Annotated in this window: 22 protein-coding genes; 15 read left to right on the top strand and 7 right to left on the bottom strand. The window is 65.3% G+C overall.

Annotated features, from left to right (window positions below):
* Nucleotides 1–504: 504 nt before the first annotated feature.
* Nucleotides 505–1,404 (bottom strand): LysR substrate-binding domain-containing protein, encoded by a 900-nt coding sequence (locus Q2941_RS27600; RefSeq protein WP_027525604.1) that lies wholly within the window; start codon nucleotides 1,402–1,404, stop codon nucleotides 505–507.
* Between the two features lie 270 nt (nucleotides 1,405–1,674).
* Between Q2941_RS27600 and Q2941_RS27595 the strand changes: the two genes are divergently transcribed.
* From Q2941_RS27595 to Q2941_RS27555, 9 genes are read left to right on the top strand one after another with little or no spacing between them, the layout of a single operon-like run.
* A complete protein-coding gene (locus Q2941_RS27595) occupies nucleotides 1,675–2,709 on the top strand; it encodes an ABC transporter substrate-binding protein (RefSeq protein WP_254111925.1) in 1,035 nt (344 codons plus the stop codon).
* Nucleotides 2,710–2,713: 4 nt separating this feature from the next.
* Nucleotides 2,714–3,757, top strand: a complete 1,044-nt coding sequence (locus Q2941_RS27590; RefSeq protein WP_254111926.1) for an ABC transporter ATP-binding protein — start codon at nucleotides 2,714–2,716, stop codon at nucleotides 3,755–3,757.
* Nucleotides 3,754–4,647: an ABC transporter permease gene (locus Q2941_RS27585; RefSeq protein ID WP_458194302.1), complete on the top strand. Its 894-nt coding sequence runs from the start codon at nucleotides 3,754–3,756 to the stop codon at nucleotides 4,645–4,647. Before Q2941_RS27590 ends, Q2941_RS27585 begins: the two co-directional genes overlap by 4 nt.
* Nucleotides 4,644–5,450 carry an ABC transporter permease gene (locus tag Q2941_RS27580; protein WP_254111928.1) on the top strand — a complete coding sequence of 269 codons (807 nt, stop codon included), beginning with the start codon at nucleotides 4,644–4,646 and terminating at the stop codon, nucleotides 5,448–5,450. The genes Q2941_RS27585 and Q2941_RS27580 overlap by 4 nt, the downstream gene beginning before the upstream one ends.
* An 8-nt stretch (nucleotides 5,451–5,458) precedes the next feature.
* Nucleotides 5,459–6,595, top strand: coding sequence for an NAD(P)/FAD-dependent oxidoreductase (locus Q2941_RS27575; RefSeq protein WP_458194301.1), 1,137 nt, complete (start codon nucleotides 5,459–5,461; stop codon nucleotides 6,593–6,595).
* A 31-nt stretch (nucleotides 6,596–6,626) separates the two neighbouring features.
* Entirely contained in the window at nucleotides 6,627–6,923 is a 297-nt protein-coding gene (locus Q2941_RS27570; protein ID WP_254111930.1) for a (2Fe-2S)-binding protein, read from the top strand.
* Entirely contained in the window at nucleotides 6,920–8,338 is a 1,419-nt protein-coding gene (locus Q2941_RS27565) for an FAD/NAD(P)-dependent oxidoreductase (RefSeq protein WP_458194300.1), read from the top strand. The genes Q2941_RS27570 and Q2941_RS27565 overlap by 4 nt, the downstream gene beginning before the upstream one ends.
* Entirely contained in the window at nucleotides 8,335–9,456 is a 1,122-nt protein-coding gene (locus tag Q2941_RS27560; protein ID WP_027525596.1) for an NAD(P)/FAD-dependent oxidoreductase, read from the top strand. Before Q2941_RS27565 ends, Q2941_RS27560 begins: the two co-directional genes overlap by 4 nt.
* A 21-nt stretch (nucleotides 9,457–9,477) precedes the next feature.
* Nucleotides 9,478–9,825: a RidA family protein gene (locus Q2941_RS27555; protein WP_458194299.1), complete on the top strand. Its 348-nt coding sequence runs from the start codon at nucleotides 9,478–9,480 to the stop codon at nucleotides 9,823–9,825.
* Between the two features lie 9 nt (nucleotides 9,826–9,834).
* Here the strand turns inward: Q2941_RS27555 and Q2941_RS27550 are convergent, their stop codons facing one another.
* Entirely contained in the window at nucleotides 9,835–10,866 is a 1,032-nt protein-coding gene (locus Q2941_RS27550) for an LLM class flavin-dependent oxidoreductase (RefSeq protein ID WP_027525594.1), read from the bottom strand.
* Nucleotides 10,867–10,984: 118 nt separating this feature from the next.
* Nucleotides 10,985–11,908: a LysR family transcriptional regulator gene (locus tag Q2941_RS27545; protein ID WP_027525593.1), complete on the bottom strand. Its 924-nt coding sequence runs from the start codon at nucleotides 11,906–11,908 to the stop codon at nucleotides 10,985–10,987.
* A gap of 120 nt (nucleotides 11,909–12,028) precedes the next feature.
* On the opposite strand from Q2941_RS27545, the gene Q2941_RS27540 reads away from it, so the two are divergent.
* From Q2941_RS27540 to Q2941_RS27530, 3 genes are read left to right on the top strand one after another with little or no spacing between them, the layout of a single operon-like run.
* A complete protein-coding gene (locus Q2941_RS27540) occupies nucleotides 12,029–13,387 on the top strand; it encodes an MFS transporter (protein WP_027525592.1) in 1,359 nt (452 codons plus the stop codon).
* Nucleotides 13,384–13,878: a GAF domain-containing protein gene (locus Q2941_RS27535; protein WP_458194298.1), complete on the top strand. Its 495-nt coding sequence runs from the start codon at nucleotides 13,384–13,386 to the stop codon at nucleotides 13,876–13,878. Before Q2941_RS27540 ends, Q2941_RS27535 begins: the two co-directional genes overlap by 4 nt.
* A gap of 17 nt (nucleotides 13,879–13,895) precedes the next feature.
* Nucleotides 13,896–15,143: a metal-dependent hydrolase family protein gene (locus tag Q2941_RS27530; protein WP_458194297.1), complete on the top strand. Its 1,248-nt coding sequence runs from the start codon at nucleotides 13,896–13,898 to the stop codon at nucleotides 15,141–15,143.
* A gap of 27 nt (nucleotides 15,144–15,170) precedes the next feature.
* Here Q2941_RS27530 and Q2941_RS27525 read toward each other — a convergent pair whose 3' ends face one another.
* Both Q2941_RS27525 and Q2941_RS27520 read right to left on the bottom strand, forming a co-directional pair.
* Nucleotides 15,171–15,416: a hypothetical protein gene (locus Q2941_RS27525; RefSeq protein ID WP_156944567.1), complete on the bottom strand. Its 246-nt coding sequence runs from the start codon at nucleotides 15,414–15,416 to the stop codon at nucleotides 15,171–15,173.
* Nucleotides 15,417–15,463: 47 nt separating this feature from the next.
* Nucleotides 15,464–17,527, bottom strand: coding sequence for an ATP-dependent helicase (locus Q2941_RS27520; RefSeq protein WP_458194296.1), 2,064 nt, complete (start codon nucleotides 17,525–17,527; stop codon nucleotides 15,464–15,466).
* A 128-nt stretch (nucleotides 17,528–17,655) separates the two neighbouring features.
* On the opposite strand from Q2941_RS27520, the gene Q2941_RS27515 reads away from it, so the two are divergent.
* The gene (locus tag Q2941_RS27515; protein WP_458194295.1) at nucleotides 17,656–18,261 is read left to right on the top strand and encodes a TMEM175 family protein; all 606 of its coding nucleotides are present in this window, start codon (nucleotides 17,656–17,658) and stop codon (nucleotides 18,259–18,261) included.
* A 3-nt stretch (nucleotides 18,262–18,264) separates the two neighbouring features.
* Here Q2941_RS27515 and Q2941_RS27510 read toward each other — a convergent pair whose 3' ends face one another.
* A complete protein-coding gene (locus Q2941_RS27510; RefSeq protein ID WP_254111938.1) occupies nucleotides 18,265–18,651 on the bottom strand; it encodes a YciI family protein in 387 nt (128 codons plus the stop codon).
* A 201-nt stretch (nucleotides 18,652–18,852) separates the two neighbouring features.
* Between Q2941_RS27510 and Q2941_RS27505 the strand changes: the two genes are divergently transcribed.
* Nucleotides 18,853–19,032, top strand: coding sequence for a hypothetical protein (locus Q2941_RS27505; protein WP_027525585.1), 180 nt, complete (start codon nucleotides 18,853–18,855; stop codon nucleotides 19,030–19,032).
* A gap of 63 nt (nucleotides 19,033–19,095) precedes the next feature.
* Here Q2941_RS27505 and Q2941_RS27500 read toward each other — a convergent pair whose 3' ends face one another.
* Nucleotides 19,096–19,809 carry a substrate-binding periplasmic protein gene (locus Q2941_RS27500; RefSeq protein ID WP_027525584.1) on the bottom strand — a complete coding sequence of 238 codons (714 nt, stop codon included), beginning with the start codon at nucleotides 19,807–19,809 and terminating at the stop codon, nucleotides 19,096–19,098.
* A gap of 339 nt (nucleotides 19,810–20,148) precedes the next feature.
* On the opposite strand from Q2941_RS27500, the gene Q2941_RS27495 reads away from it, so the two are divergent.
* Entirely contained in the window at nucleotides 20,149–22,545 is a 2,397-nt protein-coding gene (locus Q2941_RS27495) for an ATP-binding protein (RefSeq protein ID WP_027525583.1), read from the top strand.
* Nucleotides 22,546–22,593: the final 48 nt, after the last annotated feature.

Here is a 22,593-nt window from a genome sequence, read left to right as displayed (position 1 = left end):
GGGCAACGAGAACCGCCACGCTTAAGGCAACGACAAGAGCGAAGATCCAGGCGAGCAAAACATCCACCTCCTCACGGGAGTGAACGCGCTCATTCCTGCACAGTCAAAAACATCCTCAAGGAACCGTCGTTTCCGCGTTCGGTTGAGGACTAGTGGCAACAAATGTGTCCGCTGTCGGCCTTATCGGCAGAATGCCAAAAAGAGAAGCATAGCGACCAGGCAGGCGGCGAGGGATAACAAATAAACGCCCACAGCTAACCCCCGACTCATCATGCAGAGATTAGATGGCATTTTTGGCTTTCAAATGCCTTTTGCCAGTTTTTCCCAGGGAATGAATGGCTGGGAACACCGCGTCCGCCTCAGCCAATCGCTTGTCCCTTCGGGCATTCAATGGAGTGGTAGTAGAGAGGGAACGGCCCCAGCGCGCGAGGCGAAGCTTTTTCGCAGCGCGAAGGCGGCGTTGTGTCCGCGAGCTTCGGCCAGGCCAAGCCATCTTGCGCTCACTCATCCCTCCATCTCCTCCAGCGCGCGCCGCAGGACCTCGACCAGATCGAGCGCCACCGGCGAGGGGCTGCGCTGGGCGGGAAAGACGGCGGAGAATTCGAAGTCGATGCGTGGCAGGAAGCGGCGCACGATGACGCCGCGGGTCGAGAACTCCTGCGCCGTGAAGGGATCGCAGATCGCAACTCCAAGTCCCGACGACACCATTCCGCACATGATCTCCGACAACGTGGTCTCGACGCGCAGCACGCGGCGGACGTCGTTGCGGTGGAAGACCTGGTCGACGAGATGCCGGCTCGCAGATCCCGCCGAGAGCGATATGAACGTCTCGCCCTCGAAATCGCGCGGCTCCAGCACTTCCTTTTCTGCGAGACGATGCCCGGCCGGCAGCACCGCGACGCGCGCCAGCGGCGGCAGCCGCAGACTTGGCAGGCCGGAATGGGCAATCGGCACCTCGGCAAAACCGATGTCGCACTGATTGTTCAGCACCCAGTCGACCACGATCGGCGAGATCACGCCGAAGAAGGCGAGGTTGAGGTTGGGCCGCTCTTTCAGGAAATGCCCGGCGAGCCGCGGCAGGTAACCGTTCGCGAGCGCCGGCAACGCGGCAATCCGCAATGAGCCGGTGCGGCGGCCGCGGATTTCCTCGGCGGCGGCAGTGATACGTTCGAGGCCGACGAAGGACCGCTCCACTTCGGTATAGAGCGCCGTTGCGGCTGCGGTCGGCACGAGCCCGGTGCCGCGCCGCTCGAACAGCTCCATCTTCAAGAGCGCCTGGAAGTCGCGGAGCAGCCGGCTGACCGCCGGCTGCGTCACGACCATCAACTTCGCCGCCTCGGTCACGCTGCCGGTCAGCATCATCGCGCGGAAGGCTTCCACCTGCCGCGAATTGATCCGCGCCATTCCGTATGCTCTTCATAACATTTCGGCATGCAGAGGGTGCCATTATTCATTGGACGATGGAAGTAGAGCTCTGCGATCTTTTTCATCAGCGCTGGAGACAGCCCGCTTTTTCGGCAGATCGGGGCCTAAAGCCTGCTGATTGCATCAAAACCCGTGAGCAGGGGCCGGAGCCCTGGTCGGAGCGGGATTTGCGCCGAGGGGAACGCGGGTGCGCTTCGGCCGTCTGATCGTCGACACGTCACCTCATCCCGGTATTGGAGATTGGTCCTTATGAAGACTCTCAGCCTTCTGACAGCGGTCAGCATCGCGGCGCTCGCCGCGGCTCCGTCGGTCGTCTCGGCACAGCAGAAGACGCTTTATGTCGCCGGCTATGGCGGCTCGTTCGAGAAGACGATCCGCGACGAGGTGATCCCGAATTTCGAGAAGGAGAACGGCGTCAAGGTCGAATACGTCGCCGGCAACTCGACCGATACACTGGCAAAACTCCAGGCGCAGAAGGGCAATCAGCAGATCGACGTCGCGATCGTCGACGACGGCCCGATGTATCAGGCGATCCAGCTCGGCTTCTGCGGCAAGCTCGACGGCTTGCCCGCCGACCTCTACGACGCAGCGCGCTTCAAGGACGATCGTGCTGTTGCGATCGGTCTGGTCGCGACGGGGTTGATGTACAACACCAAGGTGTTCGCCGAGAAAGGCTGGGCGCCGCCGACCTCGTGGAACGATCTGAAGGATCCGAAATACGCAAAGCAGCTCGTGATCCCGCCGATCAACAACACCTACGGCCTGGAGGCGCTGGTGATGCTCGCCAAGATGAACGGCGGCGGCGAGGCCAATGTCGATGTGGGTTTCAAGATCTTCAAGAACGACATCAATCCGAACGTGCTCGCCTATGAGCCGTCGCCGGGCAAGATGACCGAGCTGTTCCAGTCCGGCCAGGCCGTCATCGCGGTGTGGGGCACGGGGCGCGTGCAGAGCTTTGCCAACACCGGCTTCCCCGTCGACTTCGTCTATCCGAAGGAAGGCGCGGCGACCCTTCTGACCACCGCCTGTCCGATCGCCAAGTCCACTGCTTCGCCGCTCGCGGCGAGCTTCATCAAGATGCTGCTCGATCCAAAAATCCAGCTCGTGATGCTGAAGGATTATGGCTACGGTCCGGTGCTGAAATCGCTCGTCGTGCCGCCGGAGCTCGGCAAGATGGCGCCGATCGGCGAGCGTGCGGCAAAACTCTATAACCCCGACTGGACCGTCATCAACGAGAAGCGCGAGGAGTGGACCAAGCGGTGGAACCGCGAAGTCGAGCGCTAGAGCGATGGCCTTCCTCGAGCTCGATCGCGTCGGCAAGCAGTTCGGCTCGCAAACCGTCGTCGAGGATTTCAGCCTCGCGGTGGAGAGGGGCGAGTTCATCTCGTTCCTCGGTCCCTCCGGCTGCGGCAAGACCACGACGCTCCAGATGATCGCGGGATTCCTCGAGCCGTCGCGCGGCGCGATCCGGCTCGATGGGCGCGACCTGACCAAGGTGCATCCGGCAAAGCGCGGCCTCGGCATCGTGTTCCAGAGCTACGCGCTGTTTCCGCACATGACCGCTGCCGAAAACGTCGCCTTCGGTCTGGAGATGCGCGGCGTGAAGCGGGAAGACCGTGCCAAGCGCGTGAGCGCGGCACTCGTGATGGTCGGGCTTGCGGGTTTTGAGGAGCGTTATCCGCGGCGCATGTCGGGCGGCCAGCAGCAGCGCGTGGCGCTGGCGCGGGCGCTGGTAATCCAGCCGAGCGTCCTGCTGCTCGACGAGCCCTTGTCGAATCTCGATGCAAAGCTGCGCGAGGACATGCAGATCGAGCTGCGCCAGATCCAGCGCACCATCGGGACCACCACGATCCTCGTCACCCACGACCAGAACGAGGCGATGTCGCTGTCCGACCGCATCGTGGTGATGAGCCAGGGCAAGATCGAGCAGATCGGCACGCCGCAGCAGACCTATGAGCGGCCGGCTTCCGCCTTCGTCTCGCAGTTCCTCGGCAAAACCAACGATTTCGCCGCGACCATCGATCGGACGGCTCAGCCGGCCCGGCTGGTCGCGGGCTCCTGGCACGCGCCCGCGCCGGCGGGCGTGAGCGGTGCGGTGACGATCAGCCTCCGCCCGGAGCGGATCAGCTTCGCCGACGCTGGGCTTGCCGCGAAAATCATTACGCGAATTTTCCAGGGCAATCACTGGTTGTTCCAGTGCGAGACCGAATGCGGGCCGGCGATCGTGATCCGGCAGAATGACGGCACGCCGCAGCCGGCTGAAGGCGAGGCGGTCCGTCTCGCCTGGCGCGTGGAGGACATGAGCCTGCGCACGAGCGGAGGCGCCGCATGACCGCCGCCACCGACGCCTCGACGCAAGCCGCGTCCTCCGAGGCGCGCGCGCCCTGGGCGCTGACTCTGCCTGCGCTGATGCTGTTCGTCGGCGTGCTGGTGATCCCGCTTCTCATGACCGTGATGCTCTCGTTCCACGACTGGGGCCAGTACAAGGGCATCGAGCCGGTCTTCATCCTCAAGAACTGGCAGGAGATCGCGAGCGATCCCTACTACGCCGAGATGTTCTGGCGGACCTTCCGAATAGCGCTCCTTGCGACCTTGATTACCGCTGTGCTCGGTGCGCCCGAGGCCTACATCCTCAACCGCATGAGCGGACGCTGGAAGGGCATCTTCCTGCTCCTGATTTTAGGCCCGCTCCTGATCTCGGTGGTGGCGCGCACGCTCGGCTGGGCGCTGCTGTTCGGCGGCAACAACGGTCTCGTCAACAAGCTGTTCATGTCGCTCGGCCTGATCCGCGCGCCCTTGCCCTTCATGTTCACCGAGACCGGCATGGTCGTTGCGCTCGCGCATGTGATGATGCCGTTCATGGTGTTGTCGGTCTGGGCCGCGCTGCAGCGTGTCGATCCGCAGATCGAGAATGCCGCGATGTCGCTTGGCGCCGGCGCCTTCACCATCATTCGCCGCATCATCCTGCCGCAGATCATACCCGGAGTGCTCTCGGGCGCGATCATCGTGTTCTCGCTGTCGGCGAGCGCGTTTGCGACTCCGGCGATCATCGGCGGCCGCAGGCTCAAGGTCGCGGCGACGCTCGCCTATGACGAGTTTCTCAACACGCTGAACTGGCCGCTGGGTGCAGCCGTCGCGGTGCTGCTGCTGCTCGCGCTGGTGCTGATCGTCGTCGGCAGCAACGCGCTGATCGAGCGCCGCTATGCCGAGGTGTTCCGATGAGGACGAACGGCCCGCTCGCGCTCATTTTCCACGCGCTCTTCGTCGTCTTCATGCTGGCGCCGATCGTGGTGGTCTGCCTCGTTGCCTTCACGCCCGAGGGTTTTCTCTCGCTGCCGGTCAACGGCTTCTCGCTGCGCTGGTTCAGGACGATCGCGAGCTATCCGGAATTCGTGCACGCGTTTTGGGTCAGCCTCGGGCTCGGAATGGTGTCCTCCTTCGTCGCATTGCTGTTTGCCGTGCCGGCGGCGCTTGCGATTGCGCGCTACAGATTTCCAGGCCGCGATGCGCTGGCAGCGCTGTTCCTGTCGCCGCTGATGATCCCGCATGTCGTGCTCGGCATCGCCTTCCTGCGCTTTTTCACCTCACTCGGGCTCGGCGGCACGTTTGCGGCGCTGCTGATCGCCCATGTCATCGTCGTGTTTCCCTTTGCGCTGCGCCTGACGCTGGCGGCTGCGACCGGCATGGACCGGTCGGTCGAGATGGCCGCGGTCTCGCTCGGTGCCGGCGGCTTCACGCTGTTTCGTCGCGTGACCCTGCCGCTGATCCTGCCCGGTGTGATCAGCGGCTGGGCGCTTGCCTTCATCCAGTCCTTCGACGATTTGACGATGACCGTCTTCCTGGCCGCACCCGGCACCGAAACGTTGCCGGTCAGGATGTTCCTCTATATCCAGGACAACATCGACCCGCTCGTGACATCCGTCTCGGCGAGCGTCATCGCAATCACCATGACTGCCCTCATCCTGCTCGACCGCTTCTACGGGCTCGACCGCGTGCTCGCAGGCAAGAGCGATCCCGGGCGATAGGAGAACGCATGCACAGGGACTATGACGTCGCCGTCGTCGGCGGCGGATTGCTCGGCTCCGCCATTGCCTGGGGGCTCGGACGGCTCGGCAAGAGCGTCGTCGTGCTCGACGAGGGCGACATCGCCAAGCGCGCCTCGCGCGCGAACTTTGCGCTGGTGTGGGTGCAGAGCAAGGGGCTCGGCATGCCGGCCTACACGGGCTGGACGGTGCGGGCATCGCAGGCCTGGCCAAGCCTCGCCGCCGAACTGAAGGACCAGACCGGCCTCGACGTCTGCCTCCAGCAGAACGGCGGCTTTCACCTCACGCTCGGCGAGGACGAGTACGAGCAGCGCACCCAGCTCGTCACGCGCATGCATAACCAGGTTGGCGCGGCCGACTACAGGATGGAGATGCTGAGTGCATCCGAGGTGAAGAAGATGCTGCCGCTGATCGGCCCGGAGGTGTCCGGCGGCAGCTTCTGTCCGTTCGACGGCCACGTCAATTCGCTGCGCACTTTTCGCGCGTTTCATACCGGCTTCAAGGCATTCGGCGTCGACTATTTCCCGGAGCGGCCGGTCTCGGCGATCACGAAGAGCGGCGGCGAATTCAGCCTGACGACGCCGCAGGGCGAAATCCGTGCCCACAAGATCGTGCTTGCCGCAGGCAATGCCAACCAGACGCTCGCGCCGATGGTCGGCCTCTTTGCGCCCATGGGGCCGACCCGTGGCCAGATCGTGGTGACTGAACGCACCATGCCATTCCTGCCGCATCCGCTGACCACGATCCGCCAGACCGACGAGGGCACGGTGATGATCGGCGACAGCAAGGAGGACGAGCTCGACGATCGCGCGCTGAAGCATTCGATCAGCGCCGTGATGGCGGATCGCGCGCAGCGCATGTTTCCGCATCTGGCGCGGCTCAACGTGGTCAGGAGCTGGGCCGGCATCCGCGTCATGCCGCAGGACGGCTTTCCGATCTATGACCAGTCGGAGACGCATCCCGGCGCCTTCGTCGCCTGCTGCCATTCCGGCGTGACGCTCGCCTCCAATCACGCCTTCGAGATTGCGCGCATGGTCACTGCCGGCGCGCTCGAGCCGGAGCTGGTCGGCGCGTTCTCGGCGCGCCGCTTCGGCGGCGAGGGCGCAGCGAACAACAGCGGCTACTAGCGACACCAGAGAAGGGGCCAAGAGGCATCCAATGTTCAGACGATCCGACCAGGACAGGCGTCCATCGTTGCAGATCTTCGTCGATGGCGTTGCCGTCGAGGCGCGCGAAGGCGACACCGTATCCGCTGCGCTGCTTGCCTCGGGGCGCGACGTGCGACGCGAGACCGCGGTGAGCGGCGCGCCGCGGCTGCCCTATTGCATGATGGGTGTGTGCTTCGACTGCCTCGTCACCATCGATGGTGTCGGCAATCGCCAGGGCTGCCTGGTGCCGGTTGCTGCGGGCATGCAGATCGAAATCCAGAAAGGCAAGAGGGAGATCGGCCGATGAACGCGGCTCCTCAGCGTGACGCCTACGACGTCGTCGTGATCGGGGCCGGGCCCGCGGGTCTTGCCGCAACGGCCACCGCGTCAGCAGCCGGCCTGTCGACCCTGCTGCTCGACGAGAACCCGGGCCCCGGCGGCCAGGTCTGGCGCGCGATCGCATCGACGCCCGTGACGGCGCGCGACCAGCTCGGCGCCGACTATTGGGCGGGCGCCGAGCTCGTCGGCGAGGTGCGCTCGAGCAAGGCCGAGATCATCCATCGCGCGACCGTCTGGAGTCTCGATCGTCATCTCGAGATCGGGATTTCCGTCGGCGGGGCATCCGCGTTCGTCAAGGCGCGGCGCGTGATCCTTGCGACCGGCGCGCTGGAGCGGCCGTTCCCGATTCCCGGCTGGACGCTGCCGGGCGTGATGACCGCGGGCGCCGCGCAGACCATGCTGAAATCATCGGCGCTGGTGCCTGACAGCCGCACGGTGATTGCCGGCCAGGGACCTCTGCTGTGGCTGCTCGCGGCGCAGATCCTGCGCCTCGGCGGCCGGATCGATCGCATTCTCGATACGACCGAACGCAAAAACTATCTTGCCGCACTGCCTCATGCCTTCGCCTTCGTGACGTCGGCTTACTTTACGAAGGGCCTTGCGATGATGCGCGAGGTAAAGGCCAAGGTGGAGGTGACGACCGGCGTCACCGAGCTTGCTGCGGCCGGCGAGGGGCGGCTCGCCAGCGTGAGCTATGTCGCGGGCAACCATCGCGAGACGATCCCTGCCGACCTTCTTCTCTTGCATCAGGGCGTCGTGCCCAACGTCAATCTCGCGATGGCGGCCGGCGTCGAGCATCGCTGGGATGACCTGCAACTCTGCTGGTCGCCGGTACTCGATGGCAATGGCGGCACGTCGGTTGAAGGAATTGCCATCGCAGGTGACGGCGCCGGCATCGGTGGCGCGAACGCCGCGGTGGTGCGCGGCCGCATCGCCGCGCGAGCCGCGGTCGAGGCGCTTGCGCCCGCGGCTGCCGCGAAGCTCTCGCCGATGGCGGCGCTGCATGCCGACCTCGCCAAGGCGGAGCGCGGCCGAGCCTTCCTCGATACGCTGTTCCGCCCTGCGCGCCAGTTTCGCATTCCCGCAGGCGACACCATCGTCTGCCGCTGCGAGGAGGTGACGGCCAGGGACATCGTCGATGCCGTTGCGATCGGCGCGACGGGGCCGAACCAGCTCAAGGCCTATCGCCGCACCGGCATGGGCCCGTGCCAGGGGCGTCTGTGCGGCCTCACCGTCACCGAGCTGATGGCCGAGGCGCGCGGCAAGACGGCGCAGGAGATCGGCTACTACCGGCTGCGCGCACCGGTGAAGCCGATCACGCTTGCCGAGCTCGCGGCGATGCCGAAGACGGAAGATGACATCAAGGCGGTGGTGAGGGGATGACCAAGCTTGCGGATGCCATCATCGTGGGTGGTGGCATCCACGGATGCTCGACGGCGCTGCACCTGACGCTCGCTGGCATGAAGCCGGTGCTGATCGAGAAGGACTACGCTGGCCGCCACGCCTCCGGCGTCAATGCCGGCGGCGTGCGCCAGCTCGCGCGGCACGTCGCCGAAATCCCGCTCTCGATCCGCTCGATGGGAATCTGGGAGCGGATAAACGAGCTGCTCGACGATGATTGCAGCTTTGAGAGTCACGGCCAGGTTCTGGTCGCGGAGAACGAGACCGAGCTTGCGGCATGCCGCGCGCGCGTCGCCGAGCTGAACGCGCTCGGCTTCACCCATGAGGAGCTGATCGACGGAACCGAGCTGCGGCGGCTGGTGCCCGCGGTCGCCGACACCTGTCCCGGCGGCGTGGTCTCGCGCCGTGACGGCGCGGCCAATCCGGCGCAGACGACGACGGCGTTCCGACGCAAGGCGGAGCAGCTCGGCGCCACCGTGCGCGAGGGCGTGGCCGCAAGCAATGTCCGCCGCGAGGATGGGCTCTGGCGCGTCGATGTCGGCAGTGAGACCTATGCCGCACCCGTGCTGGTCAACGCCGCCGGCGCCTGGGCAGGGCGCATCGCCGCCGCGCTCGGCGAGCCGGTGCCGGTCGAGACCGTGGCGCCGATGCTGATGATCACCTCGCGCGTGCCGCATTTCATCGACCCCGTGGTGATCCTGCGTGGCCGCAAGCTGTCCTTCAAGCAGTTCAAGAACGGCACCGTGTTGATCGGCGGCGGCCATCTGGCGACGCCGGACCAGGACCGCAACGAGACGGTGCTGGACTGGCCGAGCCTCGCCATCAGCGCCCGTACCGTGTTCGAGCTGTTTCCGGTGATGCGCGATGCCACCATCATGCGCGCCTGGGCCGGCATCGAGGCGAAGACAAAGGACGATCTGCCCGTGCTGGGCCCGAGCGCGCACCACGCCGGGCTCTACCATCAGTTCGGCTTCTCGCTGCACGGCTTCCAGCTCGGCCCCGGCGCGGGCGCCGTCATGGCGGAGCTGATCGTGAACGGCGGCACCCAGACGCGGATCGGCGATCTCAGCATCGACCGCTTTCGTCCATCCAATTCCTGAGCAACACAAGAAGAGGACTTCATGACCATCACCCGCAGCATCCGCACGCCGATCATGCACCGCACCGTCGAGGCCCTTGGTTTCGTCTTCGTCGGCGGCACGATCGCAGACGACACCAGCGTGTCGATGGGCGAGCAAACCCGCAACATCCTCGGCAAGATCGCCGGCTATCTGAAGGAAGCGGGCAGCGATGCCTCGCGCATCGTCAGCGCCTCGATCTTCGTGACCGACCTGTCGAAGAAGAAGGAGATGGACGCGGTCTGGACCGAGTTCTTCGGCGACAATCTGCCGGCGCGCGCGACCGTCGGCGTCGCCGATCTCGGTGGCAGCGCCCTGATCGAGGTCGTTGTCACCGCGCTCAAGGGCTGAGACTAAACCTCAGCCCATCATCTCCTTGACCATCGGGATCACCTTGCTGCCATAGAGTTCGATGCTGCGCATCAGCTTCTCATGGGGCAGGGGCCCGGCGGAATATTTGAGCTGGAAGCGCGAGATGCCGAGCGCCTTCGCGGTCGCGGCGATCTTGCGCGCGACCGTCTCGGGCGAGCCGACATAGAGCGAGCCGTGGTCGGCCTCCTGCACGAACTCGTCGCGGCCCATCGGCGGCCAGCCGCGCTCCTTGCCGATGCGGTCGCGCATGGTCTTGTAGTCGGCCCAGAGCTCCTCGCGCGCCAGCGCGTCGGTCTCGGCGACATAGCCGGGCGAGTGCACGCCGATCGGCTTCACCGCGCGGCCGAATTCCTTGTAGGCGCGGTGATAGAGCTCGACATAGGGTGCAAAGCGCTTGGGATCGCCGCCGATGATAGCGAGCATCAAGGGCAGATCGTAATGCGCGGCGCGCACCACCGATTCCGGGCTGCCGCCGACGCCGATCCAGGTCTTGAGCTGGCCGTGCTCGACCGGCGGATAGACGAGCTGGTTCTTCAGCGGCGGACGCAGCTTGCCATCCCAGGTCACCGGCTTCTGGGACAGAAGTGCGGCGAACAGGTCGAGTTTTTCCTCGAACAGTTCCTCGTAACGGCGCAGGTCGAAGCCGAACAGCGGGAAAGATTCCGTGAACGAGCCGCGCCCCAGGATCACCTCGGCGCGTCCGTTCGAGAGCGCATCCAGCGTCGCAAACCGCTGAAACACACGGATGGGGTCGTCCGAGGAGAGCACCGTCACGGCAGAGCCGAGATGGATGCGTTTGGTGCGGGCCGCGATCGCGGCGAGCACGATTTCCGGCGAGGAGATCGCAAAATCAGCCCGATGATGCTCGCCAAGGCCGATGAAGTCGATGCCGAGCTCATCCGCCAGCACCGCTTCCTCGACGACGTTGCGGATCACCTGCGCATGCGGCAGCGGCGTGCCGGAGGCGTCCTTGGTGACGTCGCCAAAGGTATCCAGTCCGAATTCGAGCGGTGCGGTCATTGATCAGGTACTCTGGGGAAGGCATCACTGATTTAGACGGTGGTCCGCGCTTCACAAGCTGCCTTTGGGAAAAGCTCGGTTTCCATTCTTGCATCCGAACGGCCGCCGAGGCTTTGCCTCACTCCGACTTCGCGAACATCCCGACCAGGGTCTCGCGCAGCCAGCGCTGCGCGGGCACGGTGTCGTTGCGCTGGTGCCAGAACAGGCTGACGATGCGCGGCGGCGCCTGGAGCGGAAGCGGTACGGCGTGCAGGAACGGCGCGTGCCGCGACTGTGAGCGCAGATCGCTCGGCAGCACGGCGATCAGGTTGGATTGGCGCACGATCTCGTAGGCGGCGCTGTAGTGATTGACGGTCGCAACCAGGTTGCGCGACAGGCCACGCGAGGCGAGGAAGAAATCGTAGGACGGCAGGGTCTTGCCGGCCAAACTCACATCGACATGCCCCGCGTTCAGGAAAGTGCGGGTGCTCAGCCGCTTCATGGCCGCAAGCGGATGACCGCGCCGCATGAAGCAGGCGTAGTCGACGGTCCACAGCGAGCGCGAGCGAATGGCGGCCGGCTGCTGCGCTTCGTTGACGTAGACGCTCAGCACGCAATCGACCCGGTTGTCCTCGAGTTGATCGGCGATCTCCAGGACGGTGTTGGGGACGGTGTGGACGCGCGCCTTGGGCGCGACCTCGCCGAGATGGTTCAAGAGGTTCGGCATGACGAGGGACGCGACGTAGTCCGACATCGACAGGGTGAACTCGGTCTGCGCGCGGCGCGGATCGAACACCTGCTCGTCGAGCGCGCCGCGCACGCTTTCCAGGGCTTCGCCGATCGGCTCCCACAGCACCACCGCGCGCTGGGTGGGACGGATGCCAGTGCCTGACCTCACGAACAGGGGATCGCCAAGTGCATCGCGCAGGCGCGCAAGCGCATTGCTCACCGCCGGCTGCGTCATCGTCAGCGCGTTCGCGGCGCGCGTGACGCTGCCCTCGGTCATCAAGGCCTCGAAGACTTTCAGGAGGTTGAGGTCGAGCGCGCGAAACGACACGGGAATACATTCACAATGGTGATATATGAGATCATGATTATAAATTATGACGATAATATCTCTTTGTCTATGATTTCTCCCACGGGATAGGCGGAGCGCCGGGCCGCCCGACAGAGGGGGACTTTCATGTCAATGATATCGGCACGCATCGAGCGCCTTCCGTTCGCGCGCTTCCACACGCATCTCCTGCTGATGGGCGGGCTCGGCTACATGTTCGACGCGATGGACGCAGCCGTGCTGGCCTTCATCCTGCCGGTGCTGCGCACGGCCTGGAATCTGTCGAGCGTCGAGATCGGCGTGCTCGGCAGCAGCACCTATATCGGCTTCCTGTTCGGTGCCCTCTGTGCCGGCACGCTGGGCGACCTGATCGGCCGCCGCGCCGTGATGATGTCGGCGTTGGCGCTCTACTGTGCCGCATCGCTCGTCAGTGCGGCGGTGGATAGCTGGCCGTCCTTCTTCGCCGCCCGCATCGTTGCGGGCATGGGCACCGGTGCGGAGAGCGCGATCATCGCGCCTTACCTCGCCGAGTTCGTGGCGCGGCGCTTTCGCGGCAGCTTTACCGGCTCGCTGGCCGGCTTCTTCTCCTTCGGCTTCGTGGCGGCAGCCTTGCTCGGCTACTTCATCGTTCCGTCCTACGACAATGGCTGGCGCATCGTGCTTGTCATTACGGCCCTGCCGGTCGTCATGCTCTTGTGGTGGCGCCGGGCGCTGCCGGAATCGCCGCGCTGGCTCGAAAGCCAGGGCTGGGAGAAGGAAGCCGAAGCTGTCCTCGACAGGATCGAGGCTAGTTTCGTGCGCGAGGGCTACGTCCTGCCGCAGCCGGTGGTCGAAGCCGCCGCACCCGCGACAACGACGGGGACGCTGCTCGCCAATTTCGCAGCTCTGCTCGCAGGTCGCCAGGCGCGCATCACCATCATGACCTGGATCATGTGGCTCGCGATCACTTTCAGCTATTACTCATTCTTCGTCTGGATTCCGGGCCTCCTGGTCCAGAACGGCATGAGCATCACCAAGAGCTTCTCCTACTCGCTGGCGATCTATTGCGCGCAGGTGCCCGGCTATTTCAGCGCCGCCTGGTTCAACGAGCGGATCGGCCGACAGGCGACGATCGCGTCTTACATGCTGCTTGGCGGCGCCAGCGCGCTCGGGCTCGCCTTCGCGCAGAGCGAGCAGCAGATCATGCTCGCCGGCATCTTCCTGTCCTTCTTCATGAACGGAACCTATGCCGGCGTCTATGCCTATACGGCCGAGGTGTTCCCGACGCCGGTCAGGACCACGGGCGCCGGGCTTGCCTCCGCGATCGGCCGCATCGGCGCGATCATCTCGCCGATTCTGGTCGGCTATCTCTATCCCAATTTCGGTTTCGCTGGCGTGTTCGGCATCACCACCATCGTGCTGCTGATCGGTGCCGTCACGGTCGTGCTGATGGGCGTGCCGACGCGCGGCCGTTCGCTGGAAGACATTGCGACGGGTGAAGTCGCATGACGCGGACCAAACGCCGTGCCGATCCGCTGCTCTGCACTGTCGCGGCTGCGCAGGGCAGGGCGGATCAGCCGGATGCACTGTTCGCGGCGTTGGACGGAGCCCTGAAGTCGGCGATCGGGCACAAGCTGTTCACGATCCTGACCTATGACGACACCGGGGAAGCGGCGCGGGTTTATTCCAATCTGCCGGGCCCATACCCCACGGGCGGACGCAAGCGCCTCGCGCCGGGGCCGTGGACTGAGGCGGTGCTCGACCGCGGCGAGGCCTATATCGGCCGCACCCAGGACGATCTGCGCACCGTGTTCTCCGACCATGAGCTGATTGCTTCGCTCGGCTGCGCGAGCGTGCTCAACATGCCCGTGCGCTGGCGCGGGCGCACGCTCGGCTCGCTCAACCTGCTGCACAAGGCGTGCTGGTACGGCGAGGACGACGTGGACGCCTGTCTCCCGTTTGCCCAGCTCGCATTGCCCGCGTTGCTCACACCGTCCTGACCAGACAGGAAACCGACATGTTCAGCATCCTCCTCAAGAACGCCGCTCTGCTCGATCCGCTCAAGCCGGACTTGCTGGAGGGGTATCACGTGCTGGTCGAGGACAGCCTGATCAAGGAGGTCTCGGACCGGCCGCTATCGGCCTCCGCGGACCGGACCATCGATCTGAAGGGCAAGACGCTGATGCCCGGCCTGATCGACCTGCACGTGCACGCGATCGCCGTCGAGCTCAATCTGGCGCAGCAGGTCCACATGCCGAACGTGCTGGTGACGCTGCGCTCGACGCTGCTGCTGCGCGGCATGCTGCGGCGGGGCTTTACGACGGTCCGCGATGCCGGCGGCGCCGGCCACGCGCTGAAGCAGGCGATCGAGACTGGGCTAACCGACGGACCGCGTCTGTTCGTCTCCGGCCGCGCCCTCAGCCAGACCGGCGGGCACGGGGACATGCGGGCGCGCTCGGATTATCTCGCCAGTGACGCACCCTGTCCCTGCTGCGTGCGCGTCGGCGCGCTGGCACGTGTCGCCGATAGTGTCGACGGCGTGCGCAAGGCGGCGCGCGAGGAGCTCCAGATGGGTGCCGACCAGATCAAGATCATGGCGTCCGGCGGCGTGGCCTCGCCGACCGATCCGGTCGGCGCCTTCGGCTATTCCGAGGACGAGATCCGCGCCATCGTCGAGGAGGCGCGGGGGAGGCAGACCTATGTGCTCGCCCACGCCTATACTTCCGCGGCAATCGAGCGGGCCGTTCGTTGCGGTGTGCGCACCATCGAGCACGGCAATCTCGTGGATGAGCCAACCGCGCGACTGATGGCCGAGAAGGGCGCCTATGTCGTTCCGACGCTCGTCACCTACGAGGCGCTGGCGAATGAGGGGGCGCAGTATGGCCTCCCGGCCGAGAGCGTCGCCAAGATCGCCGACGTGCGCGATGCCGGTCTGCGTTCGCTCGAGATCTATCGCAAGGCCGGTGTGAAGATGGGCTTTGGCAGCGATCTGCTTGGACCGTCGCAGCGCCTCCAGAGCGACGAATTCCGCATCCGAGCCGAAATTCTCGGCCCGCGCGAGGTGATCGCCAGCGCGACCGTGATCGGCGCCGAGGTGCTCGGCATGGAGGGCAGGCTCGGCCGGGTCACGCCTGGGGCTTTCGCGGACCTCCTGGTGGTCGAGGGCAATCCCTTGCGCGATGTCGCCTGCCTGCTCGGCCAGGGCGAGCACATTCCGCTGGTGATGAAGGCGGGCAAGATTCAGGTCGACAGGCTGGGTGCGTAGCTGCGGCCAGCGCCGCTGTCGCTCGCATCAAGGCACGAATTTTTCCGCCATTGCCTCGGGGGCGCGCGCCTGGAGAACGCGGCGCTTCAACTGCTTGAGCTCCTTGATTTCGGCGACGATGGCCTCGACCGCGCGTTTCTGTTGCTGGCGCAGGGTGCGCTGGTCCTTGACGGGTAGGGGCCTCTTGCCCTTCGACGTCTGGATCACCTCGCGTGCGAGCTTCCGCAGCGTGTCGAGCTCCGCCTTGATCGCGTTCTTTCCTGCTATCGTCATCTCCATGCTCCCTTGGAATTCGTGAGGCGTCGTGCGCGCGGCCGGCGCTAGCGCCACATGCCCCGCATCCTGGCTCCGATATCGATCTTCGGCCCCTGCGCCGCGGTCCGCGCCGTGCCGGCTTGCGCCTTCGGCCAGGTCGTCCGCTCGAACAGCGGCACCAGTGCTTCCGGAATGAAGCGGGTGCGCGAGGCGTAGACGTGGCGATCGCCCGAGGCGGCCTGACCGTGGGTGAAGAAACGCTGCGGCACGATCAAATGCAAGTCGTCCTTGGCACGGGTCATCGCGACGTAGAGCAGGCGGCGCTCCTCCTCCAGCTCGGCACTGGTGCCGGCGCCGAGATCGGACGGCATGCAGCCGTCGACGACGTTGAGGAGGTACACCGACTTCCACTCCTGGCCCTTGGCGGAGTGGATGGTGGAGAGGATCAGATAGTCCTCGTCGAGCAGGGGAACGCCGGCCTGGTCGGACGTCGCATCCGGCGGATCGAGCGTGAGCTCGGTGAGGAATTTTTCGCGCGAGACATAGCCGCTCGCGATCTGCTCGAGCTGCATCAGATCGGCGCGGCGCGTCTCGGCGTCTTCATGGATGCGGTCGAGATGCGGCTCGTACCAGAGGCGCGCGCGCTCGAGATCGGCCGGCCATTCGGAATAGCTGAGATTCTCGACCGTGCGGATGAAGGCGGCCCAGTCGTCGCCGGTGCGCGGCGGTGCCGGAAGCTTGCAGAGCCCGGCAAGCGGCGAGGGGCTCTCTGCCATGTGGTCGAGCACCCGCTGCGCGGTTGCAGGTCCGACACCCGGCAGCAGATGCAGGATGCGAAAGCCAGCGACGCGGTCGCGCGGGTTCTCGATGAAGCGCAGCAGCGCCAGCATGTCCTTGACATGCGCGGCGTCGAGGAATTTCAGACCACCGAACTTGACAAAGGGGATGTTGCGGCGGGTCAACTCGATTTCCAGCGGGCCCGAGTGTGAGGAGGTGCGGAACAGCACCGCCTGGTGCTTGAGCAGCGAGCCCTGCTCGCGATTGGCCAGGACCTGCTCGACGATGTAGCGCGCCTGTTCGGCCTCGTCGCGCACGGCTACCAGCTGCGGCTTGTGCGAGGAGGTGCGGTCGGTCCAGAGATTCTTAGTGAAGCGCTCGCGTGCGAGGCCGATCACGCCATTGGCGGCCGCCAGCACTGCTTGCGTCGAGCGGTAGTTGCGGTCGAGCGTAATGATCTCGGCCCGCGGCGAAAAGCTTTGCGGGAACTCGAGGATGTTGCGCACGGTGGCGGCGCGGAACGAATAGATCGACTGCGCATCGTCGCCGACCACGGTGAGGCCGCGGCCCTCCGGCTTCAGCGCCAGCAGGATGGTGGATTGCAACCGGTTGGTGTCCTGATATTCGTCGACCAGCACGTGATCGAAGCGGCCGCCGATCTCCCCGGCGATGCCCGCGTCGCTCATCATCTGCGCCCAGTAGAGCAGGAGGTCGTCATAGTCGAGCACGTGCTGCGCCTGCTTGGCCTCGACGTAGGCCGCAAACAGCCGCTTCAGCTCCGAAGCCCAGCCCGCGCACCACGGATAATGCTGGCCGAGCACCTTCTCGATCTCCATCTCCGCGTTCACACAGCGGGAGTAGATCGACAGGCAGGTACCCTTGGCTGGAAAGCGGCTTTCGGTCCGCGACAATCCGCAGTCGTGCCGCACGAGGTTCATCAGGTCGGCGGAATCCTCGCGGTCGTGGATGGTGAAGGCGGGATCGACGCCGATCCGCTCGGCATATTCGCGCAGGAGCCGCGCGCCGATGCCGTGGAAGGTGCCGGCCCAGGTGAGAGCGTCGCGCATGATCGCGGCGTTGTTCTCGCCCAGCACTTTTCTGGCGATCCGCTCCACGCGGGCCCCCATCTCGGCGGCCGCGCGGCGCGAAAAGGTCATCAGCAGGATCCGGCGCGGGTCGGCGCCGGCGACGATCAAATGCGCGACCCGGTGGGCAAGCGTGTTGGTCTTGCCGGAACCGGCTCCGGCAATGACGAGGAGGGGACCGCCGACAGTGCTGCCGTTAGCCACGCCATGCTCGACGGCGCGGCGCTGCTCGGCATTCAGCGTGTCCAGATATGTCGCAGCCGCCACGAATCGCCCCGATGAAAGCTGCAGATTCCGCGATCCCGCCGCGATCCGCAATGCGGCTGGACGGGACACGCTTTAGGATTTAGGGGACAGGACGGGGCTTAAGGTTCCAGTCCCGAGAGGGTGCGCAGATGACCGACGTCACGACCGACCTCGAGAACGACCTGTTCGAGATGCGCCGGCTGGAATCGCTCAGCAACACCATTTTCGGTGTGGCCATGACCTTGCTCGCCTATAGCCTGCCCAAGGCCGACGAGCTCACGACGGCGCCGACCTGGAGCGATCTCGACCATCTCTATTCCGGACGCGTGGCGGGCCTGATCCTGACCTTCGTCGTCGCCGGCGTGTTCTGGATCAGTCATCATCGGCGGCTTGCGCGCCAGCCCGAGGCTGGCCGAGGCGTGGTGCTGCTCAATCTGTTTTTCCTGCTCTCGATCATCCTGCTGCCAGTCACCAACGGACTCTATGGCAGTTACCGGCTAAGCAGTGCCGTCGCGGTGCTCTATGGCCTGCATCTGACCGCGATTGCGGGCCTCAATGCCTGGCTCTGGTGGCTCGCGGCCCGAGCCAGCCGTCTTCACGAGATCCTTCCTGCGATCTTTCCAGTGCTGGTGTTCTTGCCGGGCACGCTGGTGGCCGCGGTTGCGCCGGAATATGCGCAATTCGTCTGGTTTCTCGCCTTCGGCGCGTTGTTGATGCACCGGTTCGTCAAGGGGAATCCGGCCAGAGACACCTGAGGGTCATCTCACGTCTGCTGTCGCGCCAAACCCATCGGCCGGCAGGAAGAGCTTGATCGGGCGGATTTCGTAGACCGCGCCCGGATTGGCCTTGCGTAGCTCCCGCGCGGCGGCGACCGCGCCGGCCTCGTCCGAAAACTCCATGATGTAGAAGCCGAGAAGCTGCTCCTTGGTTTCGGCAAAGGGCCCATCGAGCACCATGCCGGCGCCGGGGCCGCGCAGCGTGCGCGCCCTCCTGGTCTCGTCGAGCCGCGCTGCCGGCCCGAAATGTCCCTTGGCTTTCAAGGGTTCTTGGACCTTGCGAAGGCCTGTCATGACGGCGGCGTCCTCCTCCTTCGTCCAGGACATGACCTCGCTTTCCACGTGATAGGCCAGGATGGCATAGAGCATCGTCACCTCGCTACTTTTGCACCTTTGCAAGGACGTATGACGGCCGACGAGTCCGACAATCACCGGTCAGGAAATATTGCGTGATCGCGCGGGCAACGAAACCGTCCTGAAACCCGATTGTCCGGCTTCGTCTTGAACGCGGGTTCCCGCGATCGCGACTGATGGCGGCGAAGAACACGACAGGCAGCGGCGGAGGCTTCAATGTCAGCTCGGACCATCAAGATCATCAGCGATGCGCGGCGCGCGACGCCATCAGAACCGGCCGATCTTCACGACGGTGCCGGCCACCATCGCTACTACGGCAGCTCGATCCTGAACGGCGGTGAGCCGATCGTCGAAAGCCGCCGGGGAAAACGGCCGCGCAATGTCTGCGGATTCTAGGGAGTGCGGCCCGTGAGCATGTCCGTGCACGAACGGCATCGCGTGCTCTGATCGGCCAGACGGTCAGGACTCGTTCAGCACCTGCCTGACGAGCTGCTCGCGCAATCTGGCGAGCTCGCCGCTTGCGGTCATCTCCTCGATCACTTTTCCGACCTTCGGCACGAGGTCGCGGTGGCGCTCGTGCAGATAGTGGTAGATGTCGATACGCTCGAGCGGCGGCGAGAGCGGATAGATCCGTGCCTGGAGGTTGAGCTTGCGAACCGCGACGAGGCCGCTGAAGAGGTCGGTGACCATCAGGTCGAAACGGTCGGCGTCCAGCATCTGGATCAGGCTCTCAAGGTTCGTGGTCGCCGTGACGCGGCTCATTCCGCGCGTTCCGTTTTCCGAGGAGCCGACGCCGCGCACGATCCCGATGCTGTAGTCCTTGATCGAGTCCCAGCCGGCGACGTCAAAACGAAGCTTCGTCGCGAAGGCAGAAGGCTGGATATAGTTGATCGCGGGCGTGACCCGGACCAGCGTCGGGTAGTCCTTGGACAGCGTGCCGATCCGCTGGATCTCGCCGTCGAGCTCGCCTGCACTCGAAAGCGCGAGCGCACGCTTGCCAGGCACATCCTCGAATTCGAGCTTGATGTTCAGCTGCGCATAGACCACGCGCAGCATCTCGCCGCCGACATACTGGTCGGGGATGTTGGCGATCCGCGCCAGCCGGATGACCGACTGTGCCTGTGAGGGGTGGGCGAACAGCAGCAACGCGCCGAAAAGACATATCCGCCACATCACGCGTCTCCCACTCGTCCTTGCTACCACTGGATTGATGATTCGGTGGGATCTACCGCGGATGGTGATTGGCCCCGCGAATCACAGCGACCATCCGCCACCCGCGATGCGGGGTCTACTCCGCACTTTCACCGATGACATTTTAGCACGCATGGTGCTAGTTTGCGCAGGCTTCCTGCGGCTGGGCGCAAAGATTGCCCCCCACAGACGAATATTCGTCCAGGATCTAGCAGGGAGGCTGCCCGAACGGGTCGGGTCTTCCAGGGGAGCCGAACTGTCGAACCGCGGCAGGCCGTAACGGGCCGACGCAGGATCGTCGCCATCTCGGGGGAGTGGTGCATGGGCAACGCAGGTGAGCACGATCCCAATCGCGGCCGCGCCATCGCGCCGGCGGCCGCGAATGAGGATCTGGCCCGAATCGGGGTCCCGATCGGTTCCCTGCTGCCGCGCGTGTTCGCCTGGTTTCGCAGCGGCATCGGCCTGCGCCTGCTCGCCGCCGTGCTTCTCTTCTCCTCGATCGTGACGCTGACGCTGACCGCGCTTCAGCTCTATCTGGAATATCAGCGCGAGGTCGGCATCATCGAGACGCGGCTCGACGAGATCGGCCGGAGCTATCTCGGCAGCCTCGGCGAAAGCCTGTGGAGTCTCGACAGGAACCAGCTCGAGCTCCAGCTCAACGGCATCCTTCGGCTGCCGGACATTCAGGCGGTCGAGATTCGCGAATTCGCCGATCGTCCCAACCCGATTCGGGTGGCGGTCGGCGACAGGGGTGGCCGCTCGGTGGTGGTCCGCGACTATCCGATCGACTACGTCACACAAGGCGAGAAGCACAGGATCGGCACGCTGCATGTCGAGGCGACGCTGACCGACGTCTACAGGCAATTGCTGAATCGAGCCCTGATCATCCTGGCGAGCCAGGCGGCCAAGACGTTCCTCGTCTCGCTCTTCATCATCTACATGTTCCATCTGCTGGTGACCCGGCACCTCGTCGCCATCGCCGAGTTCGTCAGCAAATACACGCTGACGCGACCGCAGCCGCCGTTGCACCTGGAGCGCGGGCCGTCGCACGAGACCGACGAGCTCGACAAGGTGATCGACGCATTCAACGCCATGTGCGCGAGCCTGCAGCGCGCCTACGGCGATCTGCGGCTCGCCAACACCAATCTGGAGCGCGATCTCCAGGTCCGGCGGCGTGCCGAGGGTGATGCGCGCCGCAGCGAGCAGCGCTTCCGCGACTACGCGGAAACCGCGTCCGACTGGTTCTGGGAGACCGGCCCGGATCACGTGTTCACTTACATCTCGGATCGCGCGGGCTCCTTCGGGATGATGCGCAATCGCGTGGTCGGCAGGCGGCGTCCCGACGGCGCAATCGATCTGGAAACCGAGCCGCAGAAATGGCGCGACCACATGGCGGCGCTGGAGCGCCACGAGCCGTTCCGCAAGTTCGAGTATCGCGGCCGCGATGCGGCCGGACGCATCAGGCATTTCAGCGTCAACGGCCGGCCGGTGTTCGACGCCGACGGCCGCTTCCTGGGCTATCGCGGCTCGACCACCGACCTCACCGACCAGCACGAGACCGAGGAGCGGCTGCGGCAATCGCAGAAGATGGATGCGATCGGCCAGCTCACCGGCGGCGTCGCCCATGATTTCAACAACGTGCTGACGGTGATCACCGGGACCATCGAGATCCTTCAGGAGGGTCTTGCGGACAAGCCGCAGCTTGCAGCGATCGCGCAGTTGATCGACGACGCGGCGACGCGCGGCGCCGAGATCACCTCTCAACTTCTGACCTTCGCGCGGCGCCAGCCGCTCGATTCGCGGGAGATCGACGTCAACTGCCTCGTGGTCGAGACCGCGCGGCTGCTCAAGCCGATCCTCGGCGAGCACATCGAGATCGACGCCCAGCTCGCCGAAGATGCGTGGTTCGCGATGGCCGATCCGTCACAGCTTTCCTCGGCGATCGTCAATCTCGCCGTCAACGCGCGCGACGCCATGCCGGGCGGCGGCAAGCTCACACTTCAGACGGCCAATCGCGTGCTCGACGGCGCGGGCGAGCCCGGCGATCGCGAGATGGAGCCGGGTGAGTTCGTGATGATCGCGGTCTCTGATACCGGCCATGGCATCCCTGCCGACATCCGCGACCGCGTGTTCGAGCCGTTCTTCACCACCAAGGGCATAGGCCGCGGCACCGGGCTCGGGCTCAGCATGGTCTACGGCTTCGCCAAGCAGACCGGCGGCACGGTCGCGATCGACAGCGAGGAAGGCCGCGGCACGGTGGTGAAGCTGTTTCTGCCGCGTTCTATCGGCCGGATGGCGAGCCAGGCCGGGCCCGTGGCCGCGCCCAGCGTGCCACGCGGGCACGAGACGATCCTGGTGGTCGAGGACGATCCGCTGGTGCAGGGCTATGTGATCGCCCAGCTCGGCAGTCTCGGCTACCGGACGCTGGTTGCCGGCGATGGCGCGGCCGCGCTCGCGCTGGTGGGGCAGGGCATCAAGTTCGATCTCCTGTTCACCGACATCATCATGCCCGGCGGCATGAACGGACGGGAATTGGCCGAAGCGATCCGCGAGCGCCGTCCCGATGTGAGGGTGCTCTACACGTCAGGCTATACCGACGACGCCATCGTGCATGAGGGCCACCTCGATCCCGGTATCGCGCTGCTGAGAAAACCGTACCGGAAGTCGGAGCTGTCGCAGAAGATCCGCGAAGTGCTGACTGGCAGCTTGCCGTATTGATCCAGCGGCACGCTTGCTGCTGCATTGCCAACGTGGGCATCATAGAGA

Source organism: Bradyrhizobium sp. UFLA05-153, from assembly GCF_054185185.1.
Note: the sequence above shows the minus strand (reverse complement) of the source record. Positions and strands in the feature narration are given on the sequence as shown.